This is a genomic window from Gordonia sp. C13, from assembly GCF_023218005.1.
In the GTDB taxonomy this organism is placed as follows: domain Bacteria; phylum Actinomycetota; class Actinomycetes; order Mycobacteriales; family Mycobacteriaceae; genus Gordonia; species Gordonia namibiensis.
On record NZ_JALPSY010000033.1, the window covers coordinates 1 to 25651 of the forward strand.

24 protein-coding genes are annotated in these 25651 nt (G+C 67.6%); 3 read left to right on the forward strand and 21 right to left on the reverse strand.

Annotated elements, in window-relative coordinates; genetic code table 11:
• Positions 1-29 precede the first annotated feature (29 nt).
• The 4 genes from M1L58_RS20505 to M1L58_RS20520 all read right to left on the reverse strand — a co-directional run bounded on the left by M1L58_RS20505 (position 30) and on the right by M1L58_RS20520 (position 4903).
• Positions 30-878, reverse strand: a complete 849-nt coding sequence (locus M1L58_RS20505) for a transglutaminase family protein (RefSeq protein ID WP_248660300.1) — start codon at positions 876-878, stop codon at positions 30-32.
• On the reverse strand, positions 875-1852 hold the full coding sequence (locus M1L58_RS20510; protein WP_006865754.1) for an alpha-E domain-containing protein: 978 nt from the start codon (positions 1850-1852) through the stop codon (positions 875-877). Before M1L58_RS20510 ends, M1L58_RS20505 begins: the two co-directional genes overlap by 4 nt.
• Positions 1849-3669, reverse strand: coding sequence for a circularly permuted type 2 ATP-grasp protein (locus M1L58_RS20515; RefSeq protein ID WP_006865753.1), 1821 nt, complete (start codon positions 3667-3669; stop codon positions 1849-1851). Before M1L58_RS20515 ends, M1L58_RS20510 begins: the two co-directional genes overlap by 4 nt.
• A gap of 79 nt (positions 3670-3748) precedes the next feature.
• Positions 3749-4903, reverse strand: a complete 1155-nt coding sequence (locus M1L58_RS20520) for a sulfotransferase family protein (protein ID WP_248660301.1) — start codon at positions 4901-4903, stop codon at positions 3749-3751.
• A gap of 228 nt (positions 4904-5131) precedes the next feature.
• Here M1L58_RS20520 and rpsT point away from each other — a divergent pair, with 228 nt between their 5' ends.
• Positions 5132-5392, forward strand: a complete 261-nt coding sequence (rpsT, locus tag M1L58_RS20525) for a 30S ribosomal protein S20 (RefSeq protein WP_006865751.1) — start codon at positions 5132-5134, stop codon at positions 5390-5392.
• Between the two features lie 266 nt (positions 5393-5658).
• On the opposite strand, the gene holA is transcribed toward rpsT, so the two are convergent.
• From holA to M1L58_RS20595, 14 genes are all read right to left on the reverse strand, one after another.
• Positions 5659-6627 carry a DNA polymerase III subunit delta gene (holA, locus tag M1L58_RS20530; RefSeq protein WP_248660302.1) on the reverse strand — a complete coding sequence of 323 codons (969 nt, stop codon included), beginning with the start codon at positions 6625-6627 and terminating at the stop codon, positions 5659-5661.
• 178 nt (positions 6628-6805) lie between these two features.
• Entirely contained in the window at positions 6806-8362 is a 1557-nt protein-coding gene (locus M1L58_RS20535; protein WP_248660333.1) for an HD domain-containing phosphohydrolase, read from the reverse strand.
• 23 nt (positions 8363-8385) lie between these two features.
• On the reverse strand, positions 8386-9213 hold the full coding sequence (gene mddA / locus M1L58_RS20540; RefSeq protein WP_248660303.1) for a methanethiol S-methyltransferase: 828 nt from the start codon (positions 9211-9213) through the stop codon (positions 8386-8388).
• Positions 9210-9956, reverse strand: coding sequence for a hypothetical protein (locus M1L58_RS20545; protein ID WP_248660304.1), 747 nt, complete (start codon positions 9954-9956; stop codon positions 9210-9212). Before M1L58_RS20545 ends, mddA begins: the two co-directional genes overlap by 4 nt.
• A 178-nt stretch (positions 9957-10134) precedes the next feature.
• Positions 10135-11520, reverse strand: a complete 1386-nt coding sequence (locus M1L58_RS20550) for a ComEC/Rec2 family competence protein (RefSeq protein ID WP_248660305.1) — start codon at positions 11518-11520, stop codon at positions 10135-10137.
• A gap of 2 nt (positions 11521-11522) precedes the next feature.
• Positions 11523-12527 (reverse strand): ComEA family DNA-binding protein, encoded by a 1005-nt coding sequence (locus M1L58_RS20555; RefSeq protein ID WP_248660306.1) that lies wholly within the window; start codon positions 12525-12527, stop codon positions 11523-11525.
• Between the two features lie 97 nt (positions 12528-12624).
• Positions 12625-13485 (reverse strand): DegV family protein, encoded by an 861-nt coding sequence (locus tag M1L58_RS20560; protein ID WP_006865744.1) that lies wholly within the window; start codon positions 13483-13485, stop codon positions 12625-12627.
• 59 nt (positions 13486-13544) lie between these two features.
• Positions 13545-14252 (reverse strand): diglucosylglycerate octanoyltransferase, encoded by a 708-nt coding sequence (gene octT / locus M1L58_RS20565; protein ID WP_248660307.1) that lies wholly within the window; start codon positions 14250-14252, stop codon positions 13545-13547.
• Positions 14253-14290: 38 nt separating this feature from the next.
• Positions 14291-15004, reverse strand: a complete 714-nt coding sequence (locus M1L58_RS20570; RefSeq protein WP_248660308.1) for a histidine phosphatase family protein — start codon at positions 15002-15004, stop codon at positions 14291-14293.
• On the reverse strand, positions 15001-15363 hold the full coding sequence (rsfS, locus tag M1L58_RS20575) for a ribosome silencing factor (RefSeq protein WP_010841291.1): 363 nt from the start codon (positions 15361-15363) through the stop codon (positions 15001-15003). The genes M1L58_RS20570 and rsfS overlap by 4 nt, the downstream gene beginning before the upstream one ends.
• A 17-nt stretch (positions 15364-15380) precedes the next feature.
• Positions 15381-16142, reverse strand: a complete 762-nt coding sequence (gene nadD / locus M1L58_RS20580; protein WP_248660309.1) for a nicotinate-nucleotide adenylyltransferase — start codon at positions 16140-16142, stop codon at positions 15381-15383.
• 30 nt (positions 16143-16172) lie between these two features.
• Positions 16173-17567: a vWA domain-containing protein gene (locus M1L58_RS20585; RefSeq protein ID WP_006865739.1), complete on the reverse strand. Its 1395-nt coding sequence runs from the start codon at positions 17565-17567 to the stop codon at positions 16173-16175.
• Entirely contained in the window at positions 17567-18490 is a 924-nt protein-coding gene (locus M1L58_RS20590) for an AAA family ATPase (protein WP_248660310.1), read from the reverse strand. Before M1L58_RS20590 ends, M1L58_RS20585 begins: the two co-directional genes overlap by 1 nt.
• Positions 18490-19773 (reverse strand): glutamate-5-semialdehyde dehydrogenase, encoded by a 1284-nt coding sequence (locus tag M1L58_RS20595; protein WP_248660311.1) that lies wholly within the window; start codon positions 19771-19773, stop codon positions 18490-18492. The genes M1L58_RS20590 and M1L58_RS20595 overlap by 1 nt, the downstream gene beginning before the upstream one ends.
• Before the next feature lie 213 nt (positions 19774-19986).
• Between M1L58_RS20595 and M1L58_RS20600 the strand changes: the two genes are divergently transcribed.
• Together M1L58_RS20600 and M1L58_RS20605 are read left to right on the forward strand one after the other, a co-directional pair.
• Complete coding sequence (locus M1L58_RS20600) at positions 19987-20241, forward strand: hypothetical protein (protein WP_248660312.1); 255 nt, start codon at positions 19987-19989, stop codon at positions 20239-20241.
• Between the two features lie 105 nt (positions 20242-20346).
• The gene (locus tag M1L58_RS20605; protein ID WP_248660313.1) at positions 20347-20685 is read left to right on the forward strand and encodes a DMT family transporter; all 339 of its coding nucleotides are present in this window, start codon (positions 20347-20349) and stop codon (positions 20683-20685) included.
• Positions 20686-20691: 6 nt separating this feature from the next.
• Here the strand turns inward: M1L58_RS20605 and M1L58_RS20610 are convergent, their stop codons facing one another.
• The 3 genes from M1L58_RS20610 to M1L58_RS20620 form a co-directional block, all read right to left on the reverse strand.
• A complete protein-coding gene (locus M1L58_RS20610; protein ID WP_248660314.1) occupies positions 20692-21480 on the reverse strand; it encodes an HNH endonuclease family protein in 789 nt (262 codons plus the stop codon).
• 144 nt (positions 21481-21624) lie between these two features.
• Positions 21625-23880 carry an ATP-dependent DNA helicase RecG gene (gene recG / locus M1L58_RS20615; protein WP_248660315.1) on the reverse strand — a complete coding sequence of 752 codons (2256 nt, stop codon included), beginning with the start codon at positions 23878-23880 and terminating at the stop codon, positions 21625-21627.
• Entirely contained in the window at positions 23877-25526 is a 1650-nt protein-coding gene (locus M1L58_RS20620) for a DAK2 domain-containing protein (protein ID WP_248660316.1), read from the reverse strand. The genes recG and M1L58_RS20620 overlap by 4 nt, the downstream gene beginning before the upstream one ends.
• Between the last annotated feature and the right edge of the window lie 125 nt (positions 25527-25651).

A 25651-nucleotide genomic window follows, 5' to 3' on the forward strand; every position in this document is an offset into this window, starting at 1 on the left:
CGACGAGCCACGAAGGCCTGGCGACACACCTACGCCAACCGGGTGATCTCCACGATGACATCGAGATCCGTTGCGCCGCCGCCGGTGTAGACCCCTTTGAGCGGCGACACGTCCGCGTAGTCGCGGCCGACGCCGACCGACACGTGCTGTTCGGTGATCGGGGTGTCGTTGGTCGGGTCGTAACCCCACCAGCCGCCGGTCCAGGCCTCGATCCACGCATGGCTCTGGCCCTGGACCGTCTTGTCGATCGCAGCATTCGGCTTCGGGTGCAGGTACCCCGACACGTAGCGGGCCGGAATCCCCAGGCCGCGCAACATCACCAGGGTGAGGTGCGCGTAGTCCTGGCAGACGCCCTTGCGTTCGTTCCAGGCGTCGACGGCGGTGGTGTGCACGCCCGTGGTGCCGGGCACGTACTCCATCTCCTGGTGGACGTATCGGGACAGCGCCTCGACCGTCTCCTCCGGCGTGAGTCCCTTGGCAACCCTCTTCGCCGCCGCGATCAGCTGACGGCTCTTCGGCACATAGATGGTGTTGGAGAGCATCTCGTCGTAGCGGTCCATGACGGCCTCGCTGCGGATGTCCTCCCAGGACGCCTGGTCCTCCTCGGCCGGGCGTTGACCGGCCTCGGTCTCGACGACCGACATGCCCGACACCTCGAGTTCCTCATGTGGTGCATGGAGATCGAAGGCGGTGACCGCCGTACCCCAGTAGTCGGTGTACCGATACGACCTGGTGGCCGGCACGGTCTCGACACGATTGACGATCACGTTCTGCCGGGCGTCGCTGCGGGGCGTGATCCGGGCCTCGTTGTACGACGACGTGACGGGACTGTGGTAGGCGAAACCGGTGGAATGGACGACGCGCAGACGCCAGCTCACAGTTCACTCTCCTCGATCACTTGGTTGTCGCTGACGCGCGTGTCGGCCCACGAGACGTACGGCGACACATGGAAGTACTGCTTGGTGACCGCCTCGTTGACGGCACGGCAGGTGTCCTGCAGATCGACGAGACGTTCTTGCAGCCCGTCGAGCAGCTCGCCGGGTTCGAGGAACTCCAGCGAACTCCGCGCCCGACCGAGCAGCAGCTGGGCCTCGGCCTGGGCGCCGACGCGGCTGGGGCCCTTCTCGAGCTGCCCGAGGTTGCGTTCGGCGACGCTGAGCGCGTGGAAGATCGACCGCGGGAACAGGCGGTCGAGCAGCATGAACTCGACGATGTTCTCCGCGTCGAGGACACCGCGGTATGTGCGCAGGAAGGTGTCGTGGCCGCCGGCAGAGACCAGCACGTTGACCCACGCGGGCGACGACGTGCGATCCCCGGCTCGTGACAACAGCATTCGGATCGTCATGTCGACCCGTTCCACGGAACGGCCGAGCAGCAGATAGCGGTACCCGTCGTCGTGGCTGAGTGTGGCGTCGGCGAGGCCGGCGAACATGGCCGCCCGGTTCTTCACGTACGAGAGGAACTCGTGCGGGCCGAGGCGGCGCGCACGGCGTTCGGCGGCGTCGAGTCCGTTGTAGGTGGTGTTGAGACACTCCCACAACTCACTCGACGTGACTTCCCTTGCGCCGCGAGCATTCTCGCGGGCCGCGCGGATGAGGTCGACGACCGACCCGACTGCGTTGGCGTCGTAGGCAACGCGCTCTGTCAGCGACCAGACGTCGAGTTCCTCGTCGGTCTCCGGCGCCTCGAGCCCGAGCACCTGGATGATCAGTCGCGCCTGCTGGTCGACGTCGACGGTGGTGTCCTCGAGCAACTGGTGGATCGCGACGTCGAGGATGCGCGCCATGTCGTCGGCGCGTTCCACGTACCTGCCGATCCAGTACAAGGACTCGGCGTTGCGCGCCAACATCATCGGGGATCACCACCCTGCTGCTGAGTCATGCCGCCGAGACTCTGGCACTGTTCACCCGGTGACTGCGACTGGGACGACACGCCCTGTTGCTGCTGTTGGGTCTGGGTGTGCACCGGGTCGGGGGCGTTGTCGGCGGGCCGGGCCGCGGCGACACCACTGGTGGTGACCACCTTCGCGCCGGACAGTTCGCGTTCGGCCTCCGACGTCCGGCTGGCGAGCACCCAGGTGTCCTTGGAGCCGCCGCCCTGGCTGGAGTTCACCACCAGCGAGCCTTCCGGCAGGGCGACGCGGGTGAGACCGCCGGGCAGGACCCAGACCGACTCGCCGTCGTTGACGGCGAACGGACGCAGGTCGACGTGACGCGGGCGGATCTCGTTGCCGATCTTCGTCGGCACCGTCGACAACTGGACGACAGGCTGTGCGATCCAGCCGCGCGGGTCGTTGCGCACCTTGCGGGCCAGGGTGTCCAGCTCCGCCTTGGTGGCCTCGGGCCCGAAGACGATGCCGTATCCGCCCGATCCCTCAACAGGTTTCACGACGAGTTCGTCGATGCGGTCGAGCACCTCTTCACATTCCTCGGGAAGCCAGCAGCGCAGGGTGTCGACGTTCTGCAGGCTCGGCTTCTCCCCGAGGTAGTACTCGATGATCTCCGGGACGTAGGTGTAGATCAGCTTGTCGTCGCCGACACCGTTGCCGACCGCGCTCGAGATGACCACGTTGCCGGCCCGGGCCGCGTTGAGAAGTCCGGCGACACCCAGCATCGAATCGGGACGGAACTGCATGGGGTCGAGGAAGTCGTCGTCGATGCGGCGGTAGATGACGTCGACGCGCTGCTCGCCCTCCGTGGTGCGCATGTAGACGACGTTGTCGCGGCAGAACAGATCTCGACCCTCGACGAGCTCGACGCCCATCAGGCGTGCGAGCAGCGAGTGTTCAAAGTACGCGGAGTTGGCCACACCCGGGGTGAGCACGACGATGTTCGGGTCGGCCTCGTTGAACGCCGCCGACGCCCGCAACGCGCGCAGCAGGTGGCTCGGATAGTCGGCGACCGCGCGGACGCGGTGCTTGGAGAAGAGGTCGGGGAACACGCGAGCCATCGCACGGCGGTTCTCGAGCACGTACGAGACACCCGACGGGGACCGCAGGTTGTCCTCGAGAACTCGGAAGTCGCCGTTCTCGTCGCGGATCAGGTCGATACCGGCGACGTGGATGCGAACACCATTGGGCGGCCGGATGTTTGCCGCCTGCCGATGAAAGTGCTCGCACGAATGGACGAGCCGTTTCGGCAGCACGCCGTCGCGCAGGATCTCCTGCTCGCCGTAGATGTCGTCGAGGAACAACTCGAGCGCCTGCACTCGCTGGGTGATACCCGCTTCGAGTTTGCTCCATTCCCCGGCCGAGATCACGCGCGGCACAATGTCCAACGGGAAGGGGCGCTCCTTGCCGGAGAGTGAGAAGGTCACACCCTGATCGAGGTAGGCGCGGCCCAGCGCTTCGACGCGGGCCTCGACCAGGTCGGACGACTCCTCGTCGGCCATCGCCTTGTAGATGCCGCGATACGGGGTGCGCACATCACCCGCGGCATCGAACATCTCGTCATATGCCTTGCCGTACGGGCCTTTTGAGTACCCGCTGAAGTTCCCGGTGAAGTTCTGCTCGCCGCTCGACTTGCCGGATCTGCCTCCCGACCCCGAACTCTTCGACGAGCCGGAGCGGCCCGAAGCCGCCTTCCCGGACGAGCTCGACGTCGTTGTCTTCGCGGATGCGGACTTACGCGCCGCCTTCTTGGCAGGCGCACTTGTCGATGCGGGGGTCATAATTTGCCATGGTGCCGCAAAATCGTGCAATCGGCACGACGGTTGCTCACCTGTGTCGTGGACGGCCCACGGCGACGCCTCACCGTGACCGCTGCATCGCCAGCGCGCGACGCTTGACTCTGCGCAGGACATTGGCCGCGCGGGTCTTCACCGGCGGTCCCGTCTTGGGCAGCGGCGCCGCGAGGACCATCGCGGCGATCGTGTCGAGTGCCACGTCGAGCACCTCGCGGTCCGACGGCATCGGCGCGTCATCGGTGGCGCCCTCCGGCGACACGTTGAGGTCGGCGAGGTCACCCGCGACGTCGTATCCCGCGCTGCGGACCGCCTCCACCATCGTGGCCGCCTGGGCCGCCGCCCACTGCCGGTGTTTGACCGTCAGCCCCTGGGGTGCGCCCGAGCGCGCCTCGAACAGGATCTCGCCGATCACCTGTCCCTTGATGATGCGTTCGTACCGGCGCCACTCGATGGTCTCCGGCTGCAGGCGTTGATTCAGACCGCGCAGGAACTCGGCCTGCGACGCCGACAACGAACTGTTGAGACTCGGGACCGGGACGTTCAGCGGACCGGAGTCGACCTCCATGACCCGGAGGAAGCGGTCCCAGAGGGTGTCGCCCGGCTCCGGACGACCGCGCGGCACGGTCACCACGTGCACGCGTTCGGGTCCGACGAACCTCGCCCACTTCGCGAGGATGCCGACGTGGTCCTGGAACTCCCAGAACGGTTCGTCCTCGACGAGCGGACCGGCATCCTCCACGGATGCCTCACCCACCGTGTTCGACTCCGCCGCGAATGCGACCGCGTCGACGAACTCGTCGAAGGAGGCACGGCGCTGGTTCTTGACGTTCTCCTGCCAGACCGACGGGAGCTGGCGGGCGAGGTCGCGGACGGTCGCGATGACGTGGACCTCGTCGGCGAACGACAGGTCGGCCAGGAGTCGCTCGATCTGCTCACTCGTCGCGGTGCTGTAGAGCTCATGCGACAACAGCGAGGTCTGCGGCCAGGCCCGCATCTGACCGAGCAGCTTGGGCCACACTCCGGCGAAGGCCGGATCGGCCCAGTCGAGGTAGCGCTCCGGCTGGAGGTGGACCGCGGCGTGGAAGTGATCGGAGATCACATTGCCCGGGTAGAGCAACCCCGATGTCTGTAACGCCAGGTCACGGTTGCGCCAGAGTCGATCCTGCAGGTGCGTGGTGCCGGTCTTGGGAAGGCCGATGTGTACGTAAACGACGGACATGATGATTCGAGCCTAGACTTACACCCACGATGATTCTTATCGGCGCGCATCGGCCCGACGACGGATTTTGGGCTGACTGATCCCGGCTGGTAATGTTGTCCGCTGTTGCGGTGACGCCGTGAAGATCCTTCACGAGCCGACACCGCGCGGTGCGAGTTCGGGCCACCCGGTCCGCCGCCCGACCAGAACAGCCAAACATATCCACCAGCAACGACAGAGGTAACACGCGTGGCGAACATCAAGTCTCAGATCAAGCGCAACCGCACCAACGAGAAGAACCGGCAGCGCAACGTGTCGGTGAAGTCGGCACTGCGTACCTCGATCCGTAGCTTCCGCGAGGCAGTCGAGGCCGGCGACAAGGACAAGGCAGCCGAGCTCGGTCAGGCCGCGAGCCGCAAGCTCGACAAGGCCGCCAGCAAGGGCGTCATCCACGCCAACCAGGCCGCCAACAAGAAGTCGGCCATCGCTCTCGCGGTCAACAAGCTCTGAGCTGACCCACCCCGACCCCCGGGTCGCCTCGGCGCGTAGCGCGCCGTCATATGTTCATACTCACGATCACCCCGGCAGCATCCACGCGGTTGCCGGGGTGATCGTCGTTCTTCAGGGTTGATGGTTTGGGCCGCTCCCCACGCGGGCTGAGCCACCCCGCGCGCATCCTCGCCACCAGCTGGCTGAGTGGCGACGAGCTGTATCGAAACCAGCCCTGCCCGGCGCGATTCAGCAATAGGTATCGCTCAACGGAACCTGTTGCTGATTCAGCTGCGTCGTCGACCGTCCGGTCGGAGATCCGCGACCGTAGCGACGGCGTAGGTCAGGGCGTAATCAGCGTCAGCGGCCTGTCCCTTGACGTCGCCGTTGAGTTTCGCGACCACGCCGACCGCGCGGGCGATCGACTCCGAGTCCCAGGCTTTGGCCTTCGCCTGCACGCTCTTGACCCGGTTCGGCGGCATGCCGAGTTCGGAGGCGGCGGCGAAATGATCGATCGAACCCATCGGCCGGATGCGGGCGATGGCGTGGACGGCCTCGGCGAGTGCGTCGGCCAGCAGCACGCGCGGCACACCGTGGTGCAGCGCCCAGGCGAGCGACTCGAGCGCTCCGGCCCTGTCCCCCAGGACCGCCTTGTCGGCGACCTCGAAGCCGGTCACCTCGGACCGGCCCTGGTAGTACAGCTGCACACTCTCGCGGTTGACCTTGCCGCCGGTGTCGGCGACGAGCTGAGCACATGCGGCGGCCAGCTCACGCAGTTCCGATCCCACACTTTCGACGACCTGCTCGACGACGTCGGCGCTGACCTTCACGCCGAGCGACCGGAATTCGTTGCGGACGAAGGTCATCCGGTCTGACGCCCACTTCGGCGCGGTGGTCGCGTGCTCGACGGCGCCGGCCTTTTTCAAGGCCGGAACCATCGACTTGGCGCGACCACCACCGGAGTGGATCACCATCAACGTGATGCCCTCGGGCAGAGATGAGGCCGTCGCTGCGATGAGCGCCGCCGGTTCCTTACCGGCTTCGGCAGCAGACTCGACGACGACGATGCGTTCCTCGGCGAACAGTGACGGGCTCAGCAACTCGGCGAGCTCGTGTTCGCTGACGTCACCCGCACGCACCCGGGTCACCGGGACCGGGGTGCCCGCCTCCTTCGACGTCGCCTCGGCGACCGCGGAGATCACCCGGCCGGTCAGGAAGTCGTCGTCTCCGAGGAGCAGGTGCAGGCGATCGGTCACGTGCTCATCGTGCCAGATCGGGCCGACACGGGTTCGCGGGTGTGGCCGGTCCGCCCCGCGCTGAAATCCGCCCCCGAAAAGCGCCCTGTGCAGCGGCTCCGACGACGTATTGTCGGCCGCGGCCCGCTGGAGGGTCGTTTCCAGGGGCGGATTCCGGGGGCGGATTTCTGGCCGCGGCTCACCCCGGTCCCGCCAACCCGTTCTCCAGCGCATACAGGCTCGCGCCCACCCGGTTCGACGCCCCGATCTTCGTGTATGTCCGCTCGACGTGATTGCGCACGGTCTTCTCGCTGAGCACCAGCTTCGACGCGATCTCCCGGTTGGACAGCCCACGCGCGACGAGTCCGAGGATCTCCCGCTCCCTCGGTGTGAGCGCGTCGGTGCGTCGTGCCCGGGTCCGCGCGTGACCCGCGGCGGCGAGGACGGCCTCGACGCAGTCGGCGTCGAGCTCACCGCGATGGGCGCGGCGCTCGAGCCGTGCAGCCGCCTCGTCCGTCGACATCGCCTCCCGATACGGCCGTGGCTCGACCGCCGACCGATATGCGACCGCGGCAGCGAGAATGCGCTCCGACTGCCCGAGCGCCGGTCCGTTGAGTCCCAGCGGATAGCCGGTGCCGTCGAGGTGCTCGTGGTGGGTCCGCGCGATGCGTGCCACGTCCCGGAGGCCCGGGATGCGCGTGAGGACGCGGTCGGTGAGATAGGGGTGCATGCGAACCCGCTCCCACTCCGCCGCGGTGAGGTCGCCGGACTTCGACCAGATCTGGTTCGACACCCCGATCCGCCCGACATCATGGAGACAACCCGCCCGGCGAATGTCGTCAATCTCCGACCGCTCGCGACCGAGGTGTCCGGCAGCCGATTCCGCCAATGCCGACACCCCGCGTGAATGACCCAGCGCGAAGGGACATTTCAAATCGACGAAATCTCCGATGGCGAGCAGCAGGTGGTCCAGTCCCGGATCGTCGAGACGCAGCTCGGCATCCGGCGCGATGGCCAACGCCAGTTCCCACGGATCGTCGGCATCGGCCGGGAACAGTACGGCAGGGTCGTCGACGAAGGCATCGACGACGTCGGGATCGAAATGCCCGCCCCGCCGGCTCCGCGCCATCGCGACCGCTCCGTCGACGCCGTACGTTCGCTGGTGGACCTCGGCCATGTCGGCCAGCTGCGCCACCCGCATCTCGATCGGGATCTCCGCACCCGCCACCCCGCCGGGCAACCCTCCCCCGTCGAAACGCTCGAACGTGTAGGTGATCGCTCGCTCCACATCGGGCCCCAGTCCGATGTGGTCGGCCAGTGCAGCCGCCGACAGGCAGTGCGAGTGCACGAGTGCCGCGAAGTTGCCGCGCGAATCCCGGAAGAGTTCGGCCATGATCTTCATCCGATGCGGAAGTGATTCTCCGCGACCGAGATTGCCGACGAGGAAACGCAGGTACGGAAGTCCCGACCAGTCGACGAGGTAGGCGTCCCGGCGCACCGCGATGTCGTCGCCGAACCAGCGCGCATACTCGGCGGAATCGGCATGACAGCCGATCCACATCACCAGCGTCGCGTAGTACACCGTGTCCTGCTGCGAGCGGTCGAGCCCGAGCCGGCGTGCCAATCGTGTGGCGATGACCGCCGACCGCAGCATGTGCTCGGCGGGCTGACCGAGTCCGAGGTCGATGGCGACCGACAGGCCGGCCAGCACCTCGACACGACGCGGCAGCACCGTCTGCGGGCTCATGGCGTTCATTGTCGCGCTCATCGCCCCGGGTGTCAGGCGACCCGTGCCTGCGCGGGTCGGGACGCGCGCCGCGCACGAAGACCGGGCACCAGCATCGGCACGCGATGGCGATAGTCGACGTAGTCGTTCCCGAACGCCCGGATAAGGTCCCGTTCCTCGAGGTGGATACCGACGAAGATGTAAGCCGTTGTCGCGCAAGCGAACACCAGATGTCCGACGGTCATCGTCGGGGCCACCCAGAAGGCGATGACGAACCCGAGATAGATCGGGTGGCGAACGATCCCGTACCAGAGGGGCGTGACGAACCGGTAGGGCGGGAGCGGTCGCCGACGCGCGTTGGCGACCACCTGACGTAGACCGAACAGATCGAAGTGGTTGATGAGGAACGTCGATGAGAGTACGAGAATCCAGCCGAACAACGACGCCGCGACGAGAACCCACCGCAGTGCGGGCGTGGACGCGTCCCAGACGGTGGCGGTGATCGGATGCCACCACCAGAGCAGAACTGCCAGGCACGCGGTCGCAGCCAGGACGTAGGTGCTGCGCTCGATCGGCTGCGGCACGAGCCGCGTCCACCGTCGTTTGAACCCGTCGCGCGCCATGACGCTGTGCTGGGCCGCGAACAGCGCCAGCAGCCCGAGGTCGATCACCACCGCGACCACGATTCCCCCTGACGGTCCGCCGCGGTCGATGGTCCGCGGCACGATCTCGACGCCTCCGATCACGATCGAGGCATTCTCGACGAAGGCGATGGCCCACAGGAACACCACCAGGAAGGCGACGTAGGCCGTCACCCCGTAGACGAGGTAGGCAGTGCTTGTGAGAAGGGTTGTCGGCGGGGCCGTTTCGGTGGTGGTCATGTCGGTGCTCCGGTGTCGGTGAGATGCTGCTGGGTTTTGTCGGTGGGTACAGGGGCGTCGAAGGCCGATCGGCCGACGAAGAACAGTCCGCGTTGCGGGAGCGGGATGTCGCCGATGCTGATCTGTTCGTCGAGTGGTGCGGGAGCGCCGAAGGTCTCACCGTCAAGCGATGCCCGGCTGTCGCCGACGCGCCAGACGTACAGCGGTGTTCCGCGGAACTGGGGGCCATTCGGGGTCCGTGCGCACATGCGGATTCGGCCGGCGCGCAACATCACCGTTGCCATGGGGCCGATGGCATGCAGAATGGTCCGGCTGCGCCACGCTGCGGTGGGCGTCGCACCACTCAGCGCGGTCATCAGCCGGGTCGCCGGTGACGAGGCCAGCTCGACCGTCCAGCGGAGCGTCTCGCCCATCGTGACCTCGAACGTCCGATCGTCGGCCCATCCGACATTGATCGACGGAACGTGTCGCGTGGTCGCGCCGGCACCGAAGTAGCGCGGGCAACTCCGGTCGGGAGCGGTTGTGGTGTAGAGCGCCCAGTGTCCACTCGGATCTCGATGCCAGACGGACCGATATGCGGGTCCGATGGAACTGGCGACCATGTCACGCAGGGCCAGATAGTGGCCCGACGCGAACGGCAGGCCCATGACGCCATAACCGGCGAATCGCTCGTCATCGCCGTCGGCGAGCCGCGGGTGAGCGCGGACATCGGTGACGACTTCTCGGGGTGTCTGTGTGTTCATGACCCCAGCGTCGTCCGCGACCCGCCTCACCCGCGTGGGGCATCTGCCTCAACTTCCCTCCCGAACCCGTCCCGTGCCCCCCGCGCTGTGATCCGCCCACGGAAAACACCCTGTGCAGCAACGCCGGCGACATATCGCCGACGGCCGCGTTCTGGCGGGCGCATCCCAGGGGCGGTTTTCACGCCCACGGCATCTCGACACTCGCCCACGACGGTCCGCCGAGGACGTGCGCGCACCGCACCATCCACCACAGCTCCGGCCCCAGTGCGCGGACCAGCAGTTCGGCGATCCCCGCGCCGGCCCCGTCCGGCGGACCCAACGCACCCACGAGGGCGGCGATGGTACCGACGACGCTGATGATCGCGACGACGGGCGCGACGAGCAGATTCGCCACGATCCCGACCACCGACAGCCGACCCGTGACCAGCACGACGATCGGCGCGGTGACCACCTGCGCGGCGACCGCCATCGCGATCACCTCCGCCAGCCCCGGCGGACATCGCCACGCCCGCAAGTGGTCCCGCAGACGGGGCGCCCACAGCACGATGGCGCACGTGGCCGCCACCGACAACGCGAAGCCCGGTTGCAGCGCGAGTTCGGGCCACCACAGCAGGCCACCGATCACCGCGGCCCCGAGAGCCGGCATCGACTGCGAGCGCCGCGACGCGAACAGCGCCAGCACCCCGACCGCACCCATCAGCGCCGCCCGCAGCACGCTCGGCGTGGGTCGGACGAGCATCACGAACCCGACTATCACCGCGAGTCCGATGACCGCCGCGGCGCGCGGTGGTACGCCGATGCTTCTGACGATGAGAAGTGCTGCCCCGCAGACGATTGCGAAGTTCGCTCCCGACACTGCTGTCAAGTGGCTGAGTCCGGCGGCGCGGAAGTCGTCGCGCAGGTCCTCGTCGACGCCGCTCTCGTCGCCGATCACGAGCCCTGGCAGCAGGCCTGCTGCTTCCGGTTCGAGGCCGCGGGTGGCCACCAGTTGTAGGCGCTGCCGGATCGACCCGGCGACCCGCTGATACGCGGCAGGTTCACCGACCAGCTTCGGAGTAGAGGCCGTCAGTGATGCGACCAGCAGAGTTCGGCCCGGCGGTGCCCGCACCTTCACGACCGCGACAACCCGCTGGCCGGGCAACAACCCCGACCATGCCTGTGCCGCACCGCGCAGCTCTGCGGCTGCGCTCGTGACCCGCAGATTGCCGATCTGTTCGACGTCGACTCGCGCACGGATCCGTCCCTGACCCGCGGGTCCGATCGGGGTCGGATCGCTGCGGAGGGTCATGACCGCCGTCGCCTTTCCCGACACATGCGCCAACGGGTGATCGGCGCGTACCTCTTGCCGGAGGGCGAGCGATGTCGCACAGGCAGCGGCCAGGCCGGCTCCCACGACGACGAGCCCCACCGCTTCCCAGCCGAACCGGCGGGAGCCACATGCACCGGCGACGGCGGCCACCGACGCGACGATCGCGATGCCGATGCTGACACCGACCGGGGCCACCAGACCGCACGCCGTCACCGACCACACCATCACCGCCGGCACGAGCAGCCGGAGGTCCATCGTCAAACCGTCACGAGGTCACGCAGTTTCGCCAGTCGCGCCGGCCCGATCCCGTCCACTTCGGCGAGCTGGTCCACCGACGTGAAGCGCCCGTTGCGCTCTCGCCAGTCGAGGATCGCCTTCGCCGTCACCGGACCGATGCCGGGCAGTGCATCCAACTCCGTCTCGGTCGCCGTGTTCAGATCGACCCGGCCGCCGGGTTCGGCCGCCGACGACTCCAGTGGCGCACCACCACCCGGGCTCGCAGAAGGACCGGGCGCCGGCGCAGCACCTTCCGCGCCGACCACCGCGCTGCGCATCGACATCTGCCCCTCACCACCGGCATAACCGACGAGCACCTGATCCCCGTCTCGCAGCACCCGGGCGAGATTCAGCGACAACAGGTCCGCACCCTTGCGCGCCCCGCCGGCCTGATCGATCGCCTCCGCCACCCTGGCACCGGGAGCCAGACGCACCAGCCCCGGTTTGTTCACCAACCCGACGACACTCACCACCAGTTGCGCCGGCGTCGTACTCGGTGGTGCAACCGGGGACGCAGAAACGTCGTTCGTCGACGACGACAGTCCGGCCGCGCCGAAGTCCACCACCGGCGCGGAATCCGTTCCGCGGAACAGTCCGAATCCGGCCACCACACAGGCGATCACCCCGACCGCGATCAGTGCGATAGCCGCGGGCGGTGCCACCGCGAAGCGTCGACGCGGAACGGGATCATCGTCCTCGTCCCAGTCTCCGCCCAACCGATCGTCGTCGGAATCGAGGACGTCGTCGAACCGCCCGCCCCGACCGCGGCGCGGTGGCGACGGTGGTGGCGCATCCAGCCACGTCGGCATCCCGCCGATCCCCCAGCCCGGATGTTCGGATTCCTCGACGGCGACAGCTGCCGCCACCGGGTCGCCGACACCGGGCGGTGGGTCGGATTCGGCGGCGGCCGGCGACAGATCCCGCCGCGTCGGCGACTCGACCGGTCCCAGACGGTCCAACGGATTCCGCCGTCCTGATGCGCTCATGGCGCCACACGCTAGGGCTGTTCGGCGTCGAATCGACGTGGCACAGCGCGCAGCCGAGAGATCTGTGGACAGCAGCCGGGCTGTCGACAGGGCGACGTCAGTCTTCCCCGAGCCCCTCGATCGGTTCGAGATGTGCCGCGATGACGATGCCCACCGATCCCGGGCCCACGTGCGAGCCGAGGATGGGTCCGAGGTCGACGGTCAGCTCGGAGGTCACCATCCGCAGCCGGTTGCGGAGTGTGGCGAGCAGATCCGCCGCGACGTCAGGGGTCTCGCAGTGCTGGACGCCGACCGTGACCGCGCGTCCGCCGGCCGATTCGACCGCCGCGTCGACCATCTTGTCGAGGGCCTTGGAGAAGGTACGGTGACGTTCCTTCAGCTGGAGCGTGCCGTCGACCATGTGCAGGATCGGCTTGATCGACAACGCCGAACCGAAGAGCTTGCCGGCGGCGGAGATCCGGCCGCTCTGGCGCAGGTTGTCGAGCTGCTGGACGCACAGCAGCGAGTCGACGGTCGCGGCCTGGCGGATCGCGGACTCGTACACGCGATCCCGGTCGGCACCGTCCGCGGCCGCCTGTGCCGCTGCGATGGCCGTGAAACCCACTGCGAGACCGACAGACCGGGAGTCGACGATGCGGACCTGCCCGGAGAACTTCTCCGCCGCCAGCCGCGCCGAACTCCACGTGCCGGACAGTTTGCGCGACATGTGCACGGCCACCACGCCGGCACCTTCGCTCGCTTCGAGTGCCGACTCGTAGTACTCGGTCAGCTCACTCGGATTGGCACCCGAGGTGGTCACTCCCGGCGTCGAGACGACATCCTCCGGGATGTGGTCGACGCCCTCTCGGTAGTCCTTGTCCTCGATCGTGAGATGCAGCGGGACCTGTCGGATCCCGTATCGCTCGGTGACCGCTTCCGGTAACCGAGACGACGAATCTGTGACGACGACGACAGGCACCCGTCTACGTTAGCCGGTTCACCGGCCGCCCCTCACAGGGGAGTCACGAGCTTCGGCTACTACGTGTTCGCCCGGCTCTTCTCGACCACGGGCGTCACCAGATCGGCGATCTGACGATGGCAGGAGAAGCCCCAGTGGATGCCGTCCGGGTTCATCTCCGCCGCCGGATCCTCGAAGGCGTCCCGGGTCACGGGATAGAAGTCGACGCAGGGCAATCCGTGCTGTTCGGCCCACCGCGCGATCGCCGCCGTCGTCGGGATCCGGCCCGTGTGGACGTAGCCGTAGTACGGGCTGCGATGCGTCGGCGGCAGGCACACGACGATCGGCAGATCCGGACGGAGCTGTGTGAGGGCCTCGCGGATCTTGTCGAGGTATTCGACGGTCACCTTCGGCGGCAGCGCCAGCGGCCATCCAAGACGTGAGCCACGGGGTTGCACCCACGAATATGCGTCACGGACCAACTGCCGCAGCCGATTCGGCCGCACGTAGCGGATCTGCTCGCGCAGCGCGGTCGGCAACGGCGAGGGCAACGTGTCCATGCCGCCGAACGCCAGGACGACGACGTCGGCGTGCGGGACGGTGGCCCAGATGTTCGGGTCCTGGGTCAGCGCCCACCAGACGTCGCGGCTCGTCCAGCCGATCCGGCCGAACAACTTCACCGGCAGACCGACATCGGCACCGACCAGCGACGGCCAGATCCGCGGATCGTTCGCAGGGAGCCCGCCGACCGGGCCGTAGTAGGCCAGCGAGTCGGACAGGACCATCATGCAGCGCTCCCCCGGAGGGGCGCCGATGTTCACCTCGGTCACTGAACGGCGGGGTCCGAGTCCTCGGCCGACGCGTTCCACACGTCCAACCGCCACCGCGGAAGATCACCGGGCGCACCGTGACCCGACAGCTGCACCCAGCTGGTGTTCGCGAGGCCGCCGAAGACCGGCCAGTTGTCCACCGGCAGACCGAGGAGCGCCGCGGTCATCGCTGCGATCACCCCACCGTGCGCCACCAGCACCACCGGCGCCTCGGGATTGTCGCCCACACCCCAGTCCGGCAACTGCTCGATCAGCTCGTCGACCAGCGGGGTGGAGCGCCTCGCCACGTCGACGCGGCTCTCGCCGCCCGGCGGCGTCCACGTCGCGTCGTCGCGCCACACCGCACGCGCGCCCGGCATGACCTCGTCGACATCGAGATGCGTCAGGCCCTGCCACTCGCCGAGATGCGTCTCACGCAGGCGCACATCGGTTGTCACCGCCAGTCCGGTCCGCTGGGCGAGGGCCTCCGCGGTGTCCCGCGCGCGCTTCAGGTCCGACGACCAGATCACCAGCGGTTGTCGCCTGGCCAGTTCGATGGCAGCCGAATTCGCCTGTCGCACACCGAGCTCGGACAGGTCCGTGTCGAGCTGGCCCTGCATACGGCTACCCGCGTTGTACTCGGTCTGCCCGTGGCGCAACAGGATGAGCCGCCGGACGACCGGGGTCAGACGTTCGACCGCGGTGTCGTGGGTGTCGGGACCCCCGCTCACGAAAGTCCTTCGACCTCGACGACCGGGCAGTCCTTCCACAGACTCTCCAGCGCATAGAAACGACGCTCGTCGGTGTGCTGGATGTGCACGACGATGTCGGCATAATCGAGCAGCGCCCAACGTCCCTCACGGGTGCCCTCGCGACGCAGCGGCTTGTGGCCGGCCTCGCGCAGCTTCTCCTCGACCTCGTCGACGATCGAATTGACCTGCCGCTCGTTGTCCGCCGAAGCGATGACGAAGGCGTCGGTGATCACCAACTGTTCCGACACATCGATCACGGTCACCTCATGGGCGAGCTTCTCCGCGGCCGCCAGAGCAGCCACCTTGGCCATCTCCAACGCTTCAGCTGACGCAGTCACACAAGTCCTCTCGAAATTCACTTACGGGTCGACGCCCGGTCCGCCCCGGGTGCAGGCTCCTCGTAGCCCACCCGCTCCGCTCCCGGTGCAGTGTCATTGCCGCCCGCTCGCGGAGCTCCCGGCGCGGATACACCGGGCGACGACGCCCGAGGCGCACGATACAGCTTCCTCTTGGCGATGTACTGCACGACGCCGTCGGGCACCAGGTACCAGACCGGCCGACCCTGCGCCGCACGCGTGCGGCATTCGGTCGACGAGATCGCCAGCGCCGGGATCTCCAGCAGGTGCAGCGTGTCGTCCGGCATCTGCTCCAGGTGCTGGGCCAGGTGGGTGGCGTCGAGTTCGTAACCGGGTCGGCTCACGCCCACGAAGCGGGCGAGGTCGAACAGTTCTTCCCAATCCTGCCAGGACAGGATCGATTCCAGCGCATCGGCGCCGGTGATGAAGTACAGCTGCGCGTCGGGCAGTTGGTTCCGCAGGTCGCGCAACGTGTCGACGGTGTAGGTGTCGCCGTCGCGGTCGATGTCGACACGACTGACACTGAACTGCGGATTCGACGCCGTGGCGATGACCGTCATCAGGTAGCGGTCTTCAGGTGGGCTGACCATCGTATGCTCGCCCAGCTTCTGCCACGGGCGCCCAGTCGGGACGAAGATCACCTCGTCGAGTTCGAAGCGATGAGCGACCTCGCTCGCCGCGACGAGGTGTCCGTTGTGGATCGGGTCGAACGTGCCACCCATCACGCCGATGCGGCGCGCACGGTGGCGGTCGGTTGACATGGACGGTGAGTCTACGCGGTGAGGCCGCGCTCAGATCGGCAGCAGGTCGGCGATGACCGTGCCGAGCTGCGTCGCGTTGCGACATTCGAACATGTCGATGACCTCCGCGTAGTCGGTGGCGGCCGAGTCACCGGTCCCCCAGTGCTCCTTCGCCTCGGGGTTCAGCCAGTACGCGTGGCGGGCACGGTCGACGAGTTCGGCGAGCGCATCGACGTGCGCGTCGTGGTAGTTGTTGCGGCCGTCGCCGAGGACCAGCAGTGCTCCCCGGTGGGTCAGCGTCTCCGCGTAGTCGCCGACGAAACCGGCGAGCATGTTCCCGTAATCGGAATGCCCGTCGCGCGTGGAGATCCGCGCGGTCGAGATCATGTGGTGCATCGCCGCGCCGAAATCCTCTTCGCCGTGGTCGAAGAACTCGGTCACCTCGTCCACGGTGTCGACGAACGCGAACACCCGCACCTTCGAGAACTGTTGGCGCAGGGCGTACACCAGCCGAAGCGTGAACTGGCTGAAGCCGGCTACCGACCCCGAGACGTCGCAGATGATGATCAGCTCCGGGCGTCCGGGACGCGGCTTGCGGTGACTGAGTTCGATCGGGACACCGCCGGTGGACATCGACGCACGCAGCGTTTTGCGAACGTCGACCGCACCGCGATGGGCCCGACGCCGCCGCGTCTCGAGTTTCGCCGCGAGCAGCCGGGCCAACGGCTCGATGGTCTTGCGGATCTCCACCTGTTCCTTGGCGCCGGCGGAGAGGAAGTTGACGTTCTCGGGCAGCGGCGGCACCGCGTAGGCCCCGACCTTGTCGCGGCCGTTGCGATCGGCCATCCGACGCTGCGTCTCGCGTTCGATCGCGGCGCGCAGATCGGCAGCCTTCTGCCGGGCGGCCTGCCGGTACAGCGGCTCGGTGCCCGGTCGGCCACCTTCGCCGTCGCCGTCCCCGGCCATCGCCGCGGCGATCTTGGCGATCAGCGTCTGCGGGCTGACCGCGGAGATCGCCTGATACGCCGAGAAGGCCTCACCCTTCGTGGAGCCATAACGCCCCAGCTCGTCGACGATCATCGCGATCGCCTGCTCGAGCCGGCCGTCACTGGCCGCCGCGTCGTCGGCCAGCATCTCCGCGAGCGCATCGCGCACCGCCTCGACGTCGAGGGCGCCCTCCTCATCACGCGGTAGATCCTCGGTGACGGTGCGCATTCCGGCACCCACCGGGAACCACAGATCGAAGACGCGATCGAACACCCCGCGATGGGAGTTGTCGACGAGCAGCGTGGTCGCCAGACCCTCGCGGAGACGGGAGCGCTCCAGCAGGTCGAGGACCTCCATCGCGCTCGCCGCGTCGATCAGGGCCGACGGCCCGACGACGATCCCGCGACGACGCAACTCGTCGACGAAGTCGGTGAGGTGCGCGACGAGCGGAGTCGTCATCAGCCCAGCTTGAGTTCTTTGAGAGCCGTCTTCAGATCGGGCCGATGCTTGAGCACCACACCGAGCGTGCGCGCGATGAGACCGTCGTCGAGGCCGCCTCGCTTGGTGTCGGCCTGCTCGCCCGCCCCGAGTGCGAGCAAGGTGTTGGCCCAGTCGATCGTCTCGGCCACCGACGGCTTCTTACGAATGTCGAGCGTCCGCAACACCCCGACGATGCGCACGAGCTCCGCGCTCAGCGACGACGACAGGTTCGGCACCCGCGACGCGAGGATCTCCTTCTCCCGCTCGGCGTCGGGGAAGTCGATGTAGAGGTACAGACAGCGGCGTTTGAGCGCCTCGGACAGTTCGCGTGTGGCGTTCGAGGTGAGCAGCACGATCGGACGACGCTGCGCGGCAACGGTTCCCATCTCGGGGATGGTGATCGCGAAGTCGCTGAGCACCTCGAGGAGCAGACCTTCCATGTCGACGTCGGCCTTGTCGACCTCGTCGATCAGCAGCACGGTCGAACCCTTGCGCGAGATCGCCTTCAGCAGCGGACGCGGCAGCAGGAACTCGTCGGAGAAGATGTCGGTCTTCGCCTCTTCCCAGGCGCGGTTGCCGGTGGCCTGGATGTGCAGGATCTGCTTGGCGTGGTTCCACTCGTAGAGTGCCCGCGCCTCGTCGATGCCCTCGTAGCACTGCAGGCGGACGAGTTCGGCGTCCGTGGCCGCGGCGATCGACTTGGCCAGCTCGGTCTTGCCGACACCCGCGGGCCCCTCGACCAGGAGCGGCTTGCCCAACCGGTCGGCGAGGAAGGTCGACGTCGCGGTGGCGTCGTCGGCGAGATAGCCGGTCTCACGCAGCTTCGCGACGACGTCGTCGACCGAGGTGAACGACGGGACCACCTGCGGTCCGGAGCCGGTGTACTCGGCAGGGGTTGTCATCAGGCCGGCCGAACGTGGCCGTTGCCCCAGACCAGCCACTTGGTGGAGGTCAGTTCGGGCAGGCCCATCGGGCCGCGGGCGTGCAGCTTCTGGGTGGAGATGCCGATCTCGGCGCCGAACCCGAACTGCTCGCCATCGGTGAAGGCGGTCGAGGCGTTGACCATGACGGCGGCGGCGTCGACGCGGCGGGTGAACTCGTCGGCGGCGGCAAGGTCGGTGGTGATGATCGCCTCGGTGTGCCCCGTGCCGTAGGTGTCGATGTGCGAGACCGCGGCGTCGAGGTCGTCGACGATCTTCACCGCGATGTCCATCGACAGGTACTCCTTGTGCCAGTCGTCCTCGGTGGCCGGTTCCATGCCGGGTTCGTCGCCGTGGATGACCACGCCCTGCGACTGCAACACCTGGGTGATCCGAGGCAGCGCGTCGGCGGCGACGGCCTTGTCGACGAGGACGGTCTCGGCGGTGTTGCAGACACTCGGCCGGCGCGTCTTGGAGTTGAGGATGACGCGAACGGCGACGTCGAGGTCGGCGAGCGCGTGGACGTAGACGTGGCAGTTGCCGACGCCGGTCTCGATGGTCGGGACGGTCGCATTGGAGACGACGGCCTCGATGAGTCCGGCACCGCCGCGCGGGATCACGACGTCGACGAGTCCGCGGGCGCGGATGAGCGCGGTGACACTCGAGCGGTCCTCGCTGGGCAGCAACGACACCGCGTCAGCGCTGACCCCCTTTGAGGACAGGGTCTCCCGCAGGATGCGGACGAGTTCGGCGTTCGACGACCGCGCCGACGACGAGCCGCGGAGCAGCACCGCGTTCCCCGACTTGAAGGCGATACCGAAGGCGTCGACCGTGACGTTGGGACGTGCCTCGTAGACGATGCCGACGACACCGAGGGGGACCCGGAGCTGTCGGAGCTGGAGCCCGTTGGGCAGGGTCTTGCCGGCGACGATCTCACCGATCGGATCCGGCAGGACCGCGACCTGACGCAGACCGTTGGCGATGCCGACCACGCGTGACTCATCGAGACGCAGGCGGTCGAGCAGGCTCGCCTCGGTACCGGCCTCCTCGGCGCGTTGGATGTCTTCGGCATTGGCCGCGAGGATCGTCTCCGAGGCGGCCTCCAGGGCGTCGGCTGCCGCGAGCAGAACCTCGTTCTTGTCCGCCGTCGTCAGGCTGCCGAGGGAGCGGGAAGCCGACTTCGCAGCTCTGGCGAGTCCGAGGACGACCTTCTGGGTGTCGGACTCGCCTGTTGCGACGGAGGGCTCTGCGGTGGGTGCGCTCATCAACTTCCTCGACTTCGCGGGTGGTCACCGCGACGAGGTCGTCGCGGGAGATATGCCGTTGTCAAGAGTAGCGCCGTGGTCGATCCGTCCCCAAAGGGATACGTGGGGCTGCTCACGCAGCGGCTCATTCGGTGCACCCATCTTTGCTATCTTGAATTCGCTGCACTCCAGTGAGCGGGTCAGCTGTCGCATCTGCCGCGGGGAGAAGATTCGATGACCGTTCTTTCGCATGCCTACGAGCGCCTCCGGCGCGTGGGCACTTCGTCAGCCGTACGCGCGAGCGCTGTGGTGATCGGCTGCGTGATGTTGTTCGCAGCCGCCTCCTACGTTCCCGAGGTCGGCTTGGACTCGACCACGTCGGCGTCGATCGGAGCATTCGCGGGATCACTGATTGCGGCCATGTTCGGCGCGATCGTCTTCTGGGTCGGCGCACGGGGAATCGTCGCGAAGCTCATCGGCACTTACTGATATCTCTCCGCGCCCGTCCCCGACATCCGCTCGGACAGCGGACCGGCCCGGCGGCACTTAGGGTGACGAACGAATGTGGAGCCGGTTTTACGAGGAGTGTCGGACGTGCCGTGGGTTGTGCTGGTGATCGCCGGGTTGATCGAGATCGTCTACATGGCCGCACTGGAGAAGTCCGACACCTTCACCCGGTTGTGGCCCACAGCCATTTTCGCCGTCGGCGTCATCGCCAGCATGGCCGGTGTGGCGTACGCGATCCGATCCATCCCGCTCGGCACCACCTATGCGGTGTGGGTCGGTATCGGCGCGGTCGGCACGTCGATCTACGGCATGCTGTTCCTCCGCGAACCCGCCGGACTCGCTCGTCTCGGGTGCATCTTCCTCATCCTGATCGGCGTCGTCGGATTGAACCTGCTGCACAACGCAGCCGATGGTGAAGCCGCCTGAATCTCGTCAACCGTCGCAACGAAGGGCATCGGCGAGCACTTCGCGTGACTCTTCATCGATCGTCAAACCGTATGTCGCACTGACCATCACGAACTGGATCGCGTACTGGCACCAGAACCCCCGCGCCGGTGGCATCCAGCGTGCCGGTTCCGAGTCGCTCTTCTCCTGATTCGACGACCCGTCGACGGCGACCAGATTGGCCGGATCGTTCGCGAAGTCGAGTCGTCGGCCGAACTCCCACGACCACGCGCCCATGTCCCAGGCGTAGGCCAGCGGCACGATGTGATCGATCTGCACGCTCGACGCCCCGCGGTCCCGACGGAACACCACGAACTCTCCGCTGTACGGACTCCGGAACTCCCCCGCGAGGACCGCTCTCGGACAACTCGAGACCGGTCCGGCCCGGATGTCGTGCAGATCGCGGGCCAGGATGTCGTTGCGGGTGTCGCATCCGTTGCCGCCGCCGGCGACGGCCACCGCATCCGTCCATGCCGAGCCGAACGCGCTCCGGTCGTAGTCGTCGCGGTCGGGCCGCTGTGCGTGAACAGGTATGGACCCCAGGCTTGCCAACGCCTCTCGCGCCATTGCCCGCACCCGCGGGTCGGTGTCGGGTCGCGGGCCGAGCGCACCGGACCCGACCGCGACCACGATCGCGGTGACCACCGCGAAGACCAGCAGACCCCACTGCCGCGCCGACCACGCCCCGGATGCCGCTCCGTTCCAGCCGATCCACCGAAGACGCATACGCAACCGCCGCAGCGTCGGCGATCGAAATGTCGCGTCGGAGAGGACCATGGAACTTTGACGCACCGCTGGGCGGTGCGGTTCCATTTACTCGGAATTGATTCCTGCGCAGCAATTCACGTCGCCAGCCCTTCGAGGCTCGTCGCTATCGCTCCTCACACCTCAGGGAGCAGAGGGCGGGAACACCAGCCCAGATCAGGACTTGTCGAGATACGCGATCTTCTGCGGGACCAGAATCCCGTCGACGAGATCGGCCAGCGGGCTGTGGTGCAGCAGCGTGATGTCCTCGCTCACCACCTCCTCGGCGAGTCCGCGCGCATCCTCGATGACCTCGACATCCTCGAGCAGCGAGAGGAACCGCAGCGAGGTGTTGACACCGGACTGCAGCGAGCCGAGCAGGTCACCCTCGCGGCGCTGTTCGAGGTCGACGCGGGCGAGTTCGAAGCCGTCGTTCGATCCGGCGACCGCGCGCAGACGCTGCATCGACTGGGAGATCTCGTTGCTGTTGGTCATCAGCAGACACAGGCCTGCATGCTGACCACGGCCGACGCGACCGCGCAGCTGATGGAGCTGACTGACTCCGAACCGCTCGGCGTCGACGATGACCATCGTGGTGGCGTTGGGGACGTCCACGCCGACCTCGATGACGGTGGTGGACACCAGGACATCGACCTCACCGCGGCCGAACGCGTCCATGATCTCGGCCTTCTCCTCCGGCGCCAGACGGCCGTGCAGCATCTCGACCCGGCGATGCGCGAACGGACCCGCCACGAGGGCCTCGTACTGCTCGACCACCGACGTCGTCTTCGGCCCCTTCTCGCCATCGCGACCGGGTTCGGGTTCCGGGGAGTCGTCGTCGCCGATGCGCGAACAAACCACGTAGACCTGGCGGCCGGCGTCGATCTCCTCGTTGGCACGCGACCACACCCGGTCGACCCAGTTCTGCCGGCCCATCGGCACCACCGACGTCGAGATGGGTTGACGGCCGCGGGGCAGCTCACGCAGGACCGACGTCTCGAGGTCGCCGAAGGCGGTCATCGCGACGGTGCGCGGGATCGGGGTCGCGGTCATCACCAGGAAGTGCGGGATGCGACCGTCACGGCCCTTGTTGCGCAACACATCACGCTGCTCGACACCGAAACGGTGCTGTTCGTCGATCACGACGAGGCCGAGGTCGAAGAACTCGACCTTCTCCTCCAGGAGGGCGTGGGTGCCGATGACGATGCCCGCGGAACCGGTCACCACGTCGAGCAGCGTCTCGCGCCGACCCTTGGTCTTCATCGATCCCGTCAGCAGGGCGATCCGGGTCGCCCCCTCGGCCGCGGTCAACTCGCCACCCTCGGCGAGATCACCGAGCATCTTCTTCATCGTCCGGTGATGCTGTGCGGCAAGCACCTCGGTGGGCGCGAGAATCGCACACTGATATCCGTTGTCGACGACCCGCAGCATCGCGAGCAGGGAGACGAGGGTCTTACCGGAACCCACCTCACCCTGCAGCAGCCGGGACATCGGTTGGGCGAGCGCGAGGTCCTCGGCCAGTTCTTCGCCCACCGCGACCTGACCCTCGGTGAGCGTGAACGGAAGGCGCTCGCGCAGCTTGTCTTCGAGGCCGCCGGGCACGTGCGGGCACGGCGGCGCCGACTCGCTGCGACCCGCGAGGCGCCGCTGGGCGAGCACCGTCTGGATCGCCAGCGCCTCATCGAATTTCAGCCGATACGAGGCGACCTTCACGTCGTCCTCGGAGTCGGGCAGATGAATCCTACGGATCGCCTCGTCGGTCGAGACGAGTCCGCGCTCTCGACGCTGCGCATCGGTCAACGCGTCGGGGATCGGCGCGCAGTGATCCAGAACTCGCCGCACCGCACCCAGGATGTCCCAGGTCTGAACCTCTTTGGTGGCCGGGTACATCGGCAGGATCTCGCGGTCGAACATCGCGACGACCGGATGTACCCCCTCTTCTTTGGCGATCTCCTCCTCGACCGCGTACATCTCGGTCAGCATCTTGGAGCCGACGACATGGTCCTCGATCTCGGGGTCACCGTCGGGCAGGATCATCCACTCCGGATGCGACAACTGGATCTGCTCGCGGAAGTACTTGACCGTGCCGGCCATCATCACCCGGGCTCCGGGGCGCAGCTGATGCCGGATGAACTTCGGGTTGAAGAAGCTCGCCTCGTAGACCTCGTTGTCATCGGTGACCTTGACCTTGAGGAACTGGCCGCGACGGCTCTTCATCTGGATCAGGTCGGCCTTGGTGATCCGGCCGACGATGGTGAGCCACTCCCCCGGTTCGGGTCGCTGATGGTCGGCCACGAGACCCCGCCGGATGTACCGGCGCGGTGTGTAGCGCAACAGTTCGCCGACCGTGGTCACACCCAGTCCCGCGAGCTTCTCGGCAGGCTTGGCACCGAGGACGTCGGACAGCGAATCCGCGAGGGCCAGCTCGTTCACTCCACACCCACCTGCAGCAGATCGCTGTGCTGCCCGGTCCGGTAGACCGCGAGCTCGATGCCCGGGTAGTTGCGGCGCATCTGTTCGCCGACGGCCTCGAGCGCGTCCTCGTCGACGTCGGTTCCCGCGAGCACGGTCACCAGTTCACCACCGGTCGCGAGCATCAGGTCGATCAGTGCGGTACCCGCGGAGGTCTGATCGGGCGCCACCACCAGGACGTCGTCGCCGATGAGTCCCAGGACATCCCCGACCTCCGACATCCCGGCCAGCGTCATCATCTTGGTGGTCGCGAGCTGCAGCGATCCCCACCGCGCACCGGCGGCGGCCTCGGCCATCGCATAGGCGTCGACATCCGGGATCTCGCTCGGGTCGTGCACGGCGAGCGCGGCCAGGCACTGGGTCATCGACGACGTCGGGAGCATCAGCACCGACCGCTGCGTCGAACGCACGTCGGTGGTGACGGTGACGAGATCCTGAGAACTGAGAGCGCCGTTGGCCATCACGACCACGTGCGCACTGTCGGTGTCGCGGATCGCCTGCCCCAACGCATGTGCGGTCAGTCCGTCGTCGGCGCGGAGTACGGTGGCCCCGGCCTCGGCGAAGAGGTCGGCAGCCCCCTCGCCGGATGCGACCGCGACCACCGCCCGCTTGTGCCGGGGCGGAGGCTCGTTCGAATCAGCTTGTGCGCGAATGGCATCCAACGCGAAGCAGCTGATGCGGACGTCCGACAGGCGCCCCAGTCCCGCACCGGCCTCCACAGCGGCACCGGGTTCGCAGGTGTGGACGTGAACGGAGAACCGCTCGCCCTCGCCGCTCGAACTGTCGCCGACGATGACCACGGCGTCGCCGAGTTCGTTCAGCCGCTCGCGGAGTCGGGCGATCTGCTCACCGGCCGCGCCGTCGAGCAGGTACATGACCTCGAAGTCCTGATCGCTGCTCTCCACGCACGAGTCATCGACCCCGTGTCCGAGGGTCGCGCTGTCGGTGAGGATGCCGCGGTAGCGGCGTCGGCGGTTGGCCACTCCGGTGATCACCCGGACCATCGCGTCGACGATGACGAGGAAACCGCGCCCGCCCGCGTCGACGACGCCCGCGGAGGCGAGCACCGACAACTGTTCCGGTGTGCGTTCGAGCGCCTCGGCGCAGTCGTCGGCGACGGCCCGGACGATGTCGGCGGCGGTCTCCTTCTCATGTGCGGCGGCCGACTCGGCGGCCACCCGCACGAGGGTCAGCACCGTGCCCTCGCGGGGCTCACTGACCGCGCGGGTCGCTGCGAGCGATCCCAGGCGCAGGCCGAGCGACGCCAGGTCACCGAAGGTCAGGGAGTCGGTGTCGCCGAGGATCTCTGCGCCGTCGGCCAGGCCGACGAGAACCTGGGACAGGATGATGCCGGAGTTTCCGCGGGCCTGGGCCACCGCACCATCGGCCATCGCGCGGGCGACCTGCGGCAACGTCGCGTCATCCGGTGCCGCGTCGGCGGCCTCTGCGGCAGCACGCATGGTGAAGAGCATGTTGCTGCCGGTATCCGAATCGGGGATCGGGAAGACGTTGAGGTCGTTGATCTCGCCGCGGAACTCCTCGAGCTGGTCGACACAGACACGGGCCCAGTCGCGCAGCAGCTGCGGGTTGATGGTGCGGGCGATCACGCGGTGACTCTTTCTCGCTCTGACGTGGGCATACGACGGGGCTGGGTCGCGGGCCGACGGGACCGGCTGGAAGGATGTGTGTCAGGTTACTCGGCGCCCCCGACGACCCGGGGACGTCCGCACCG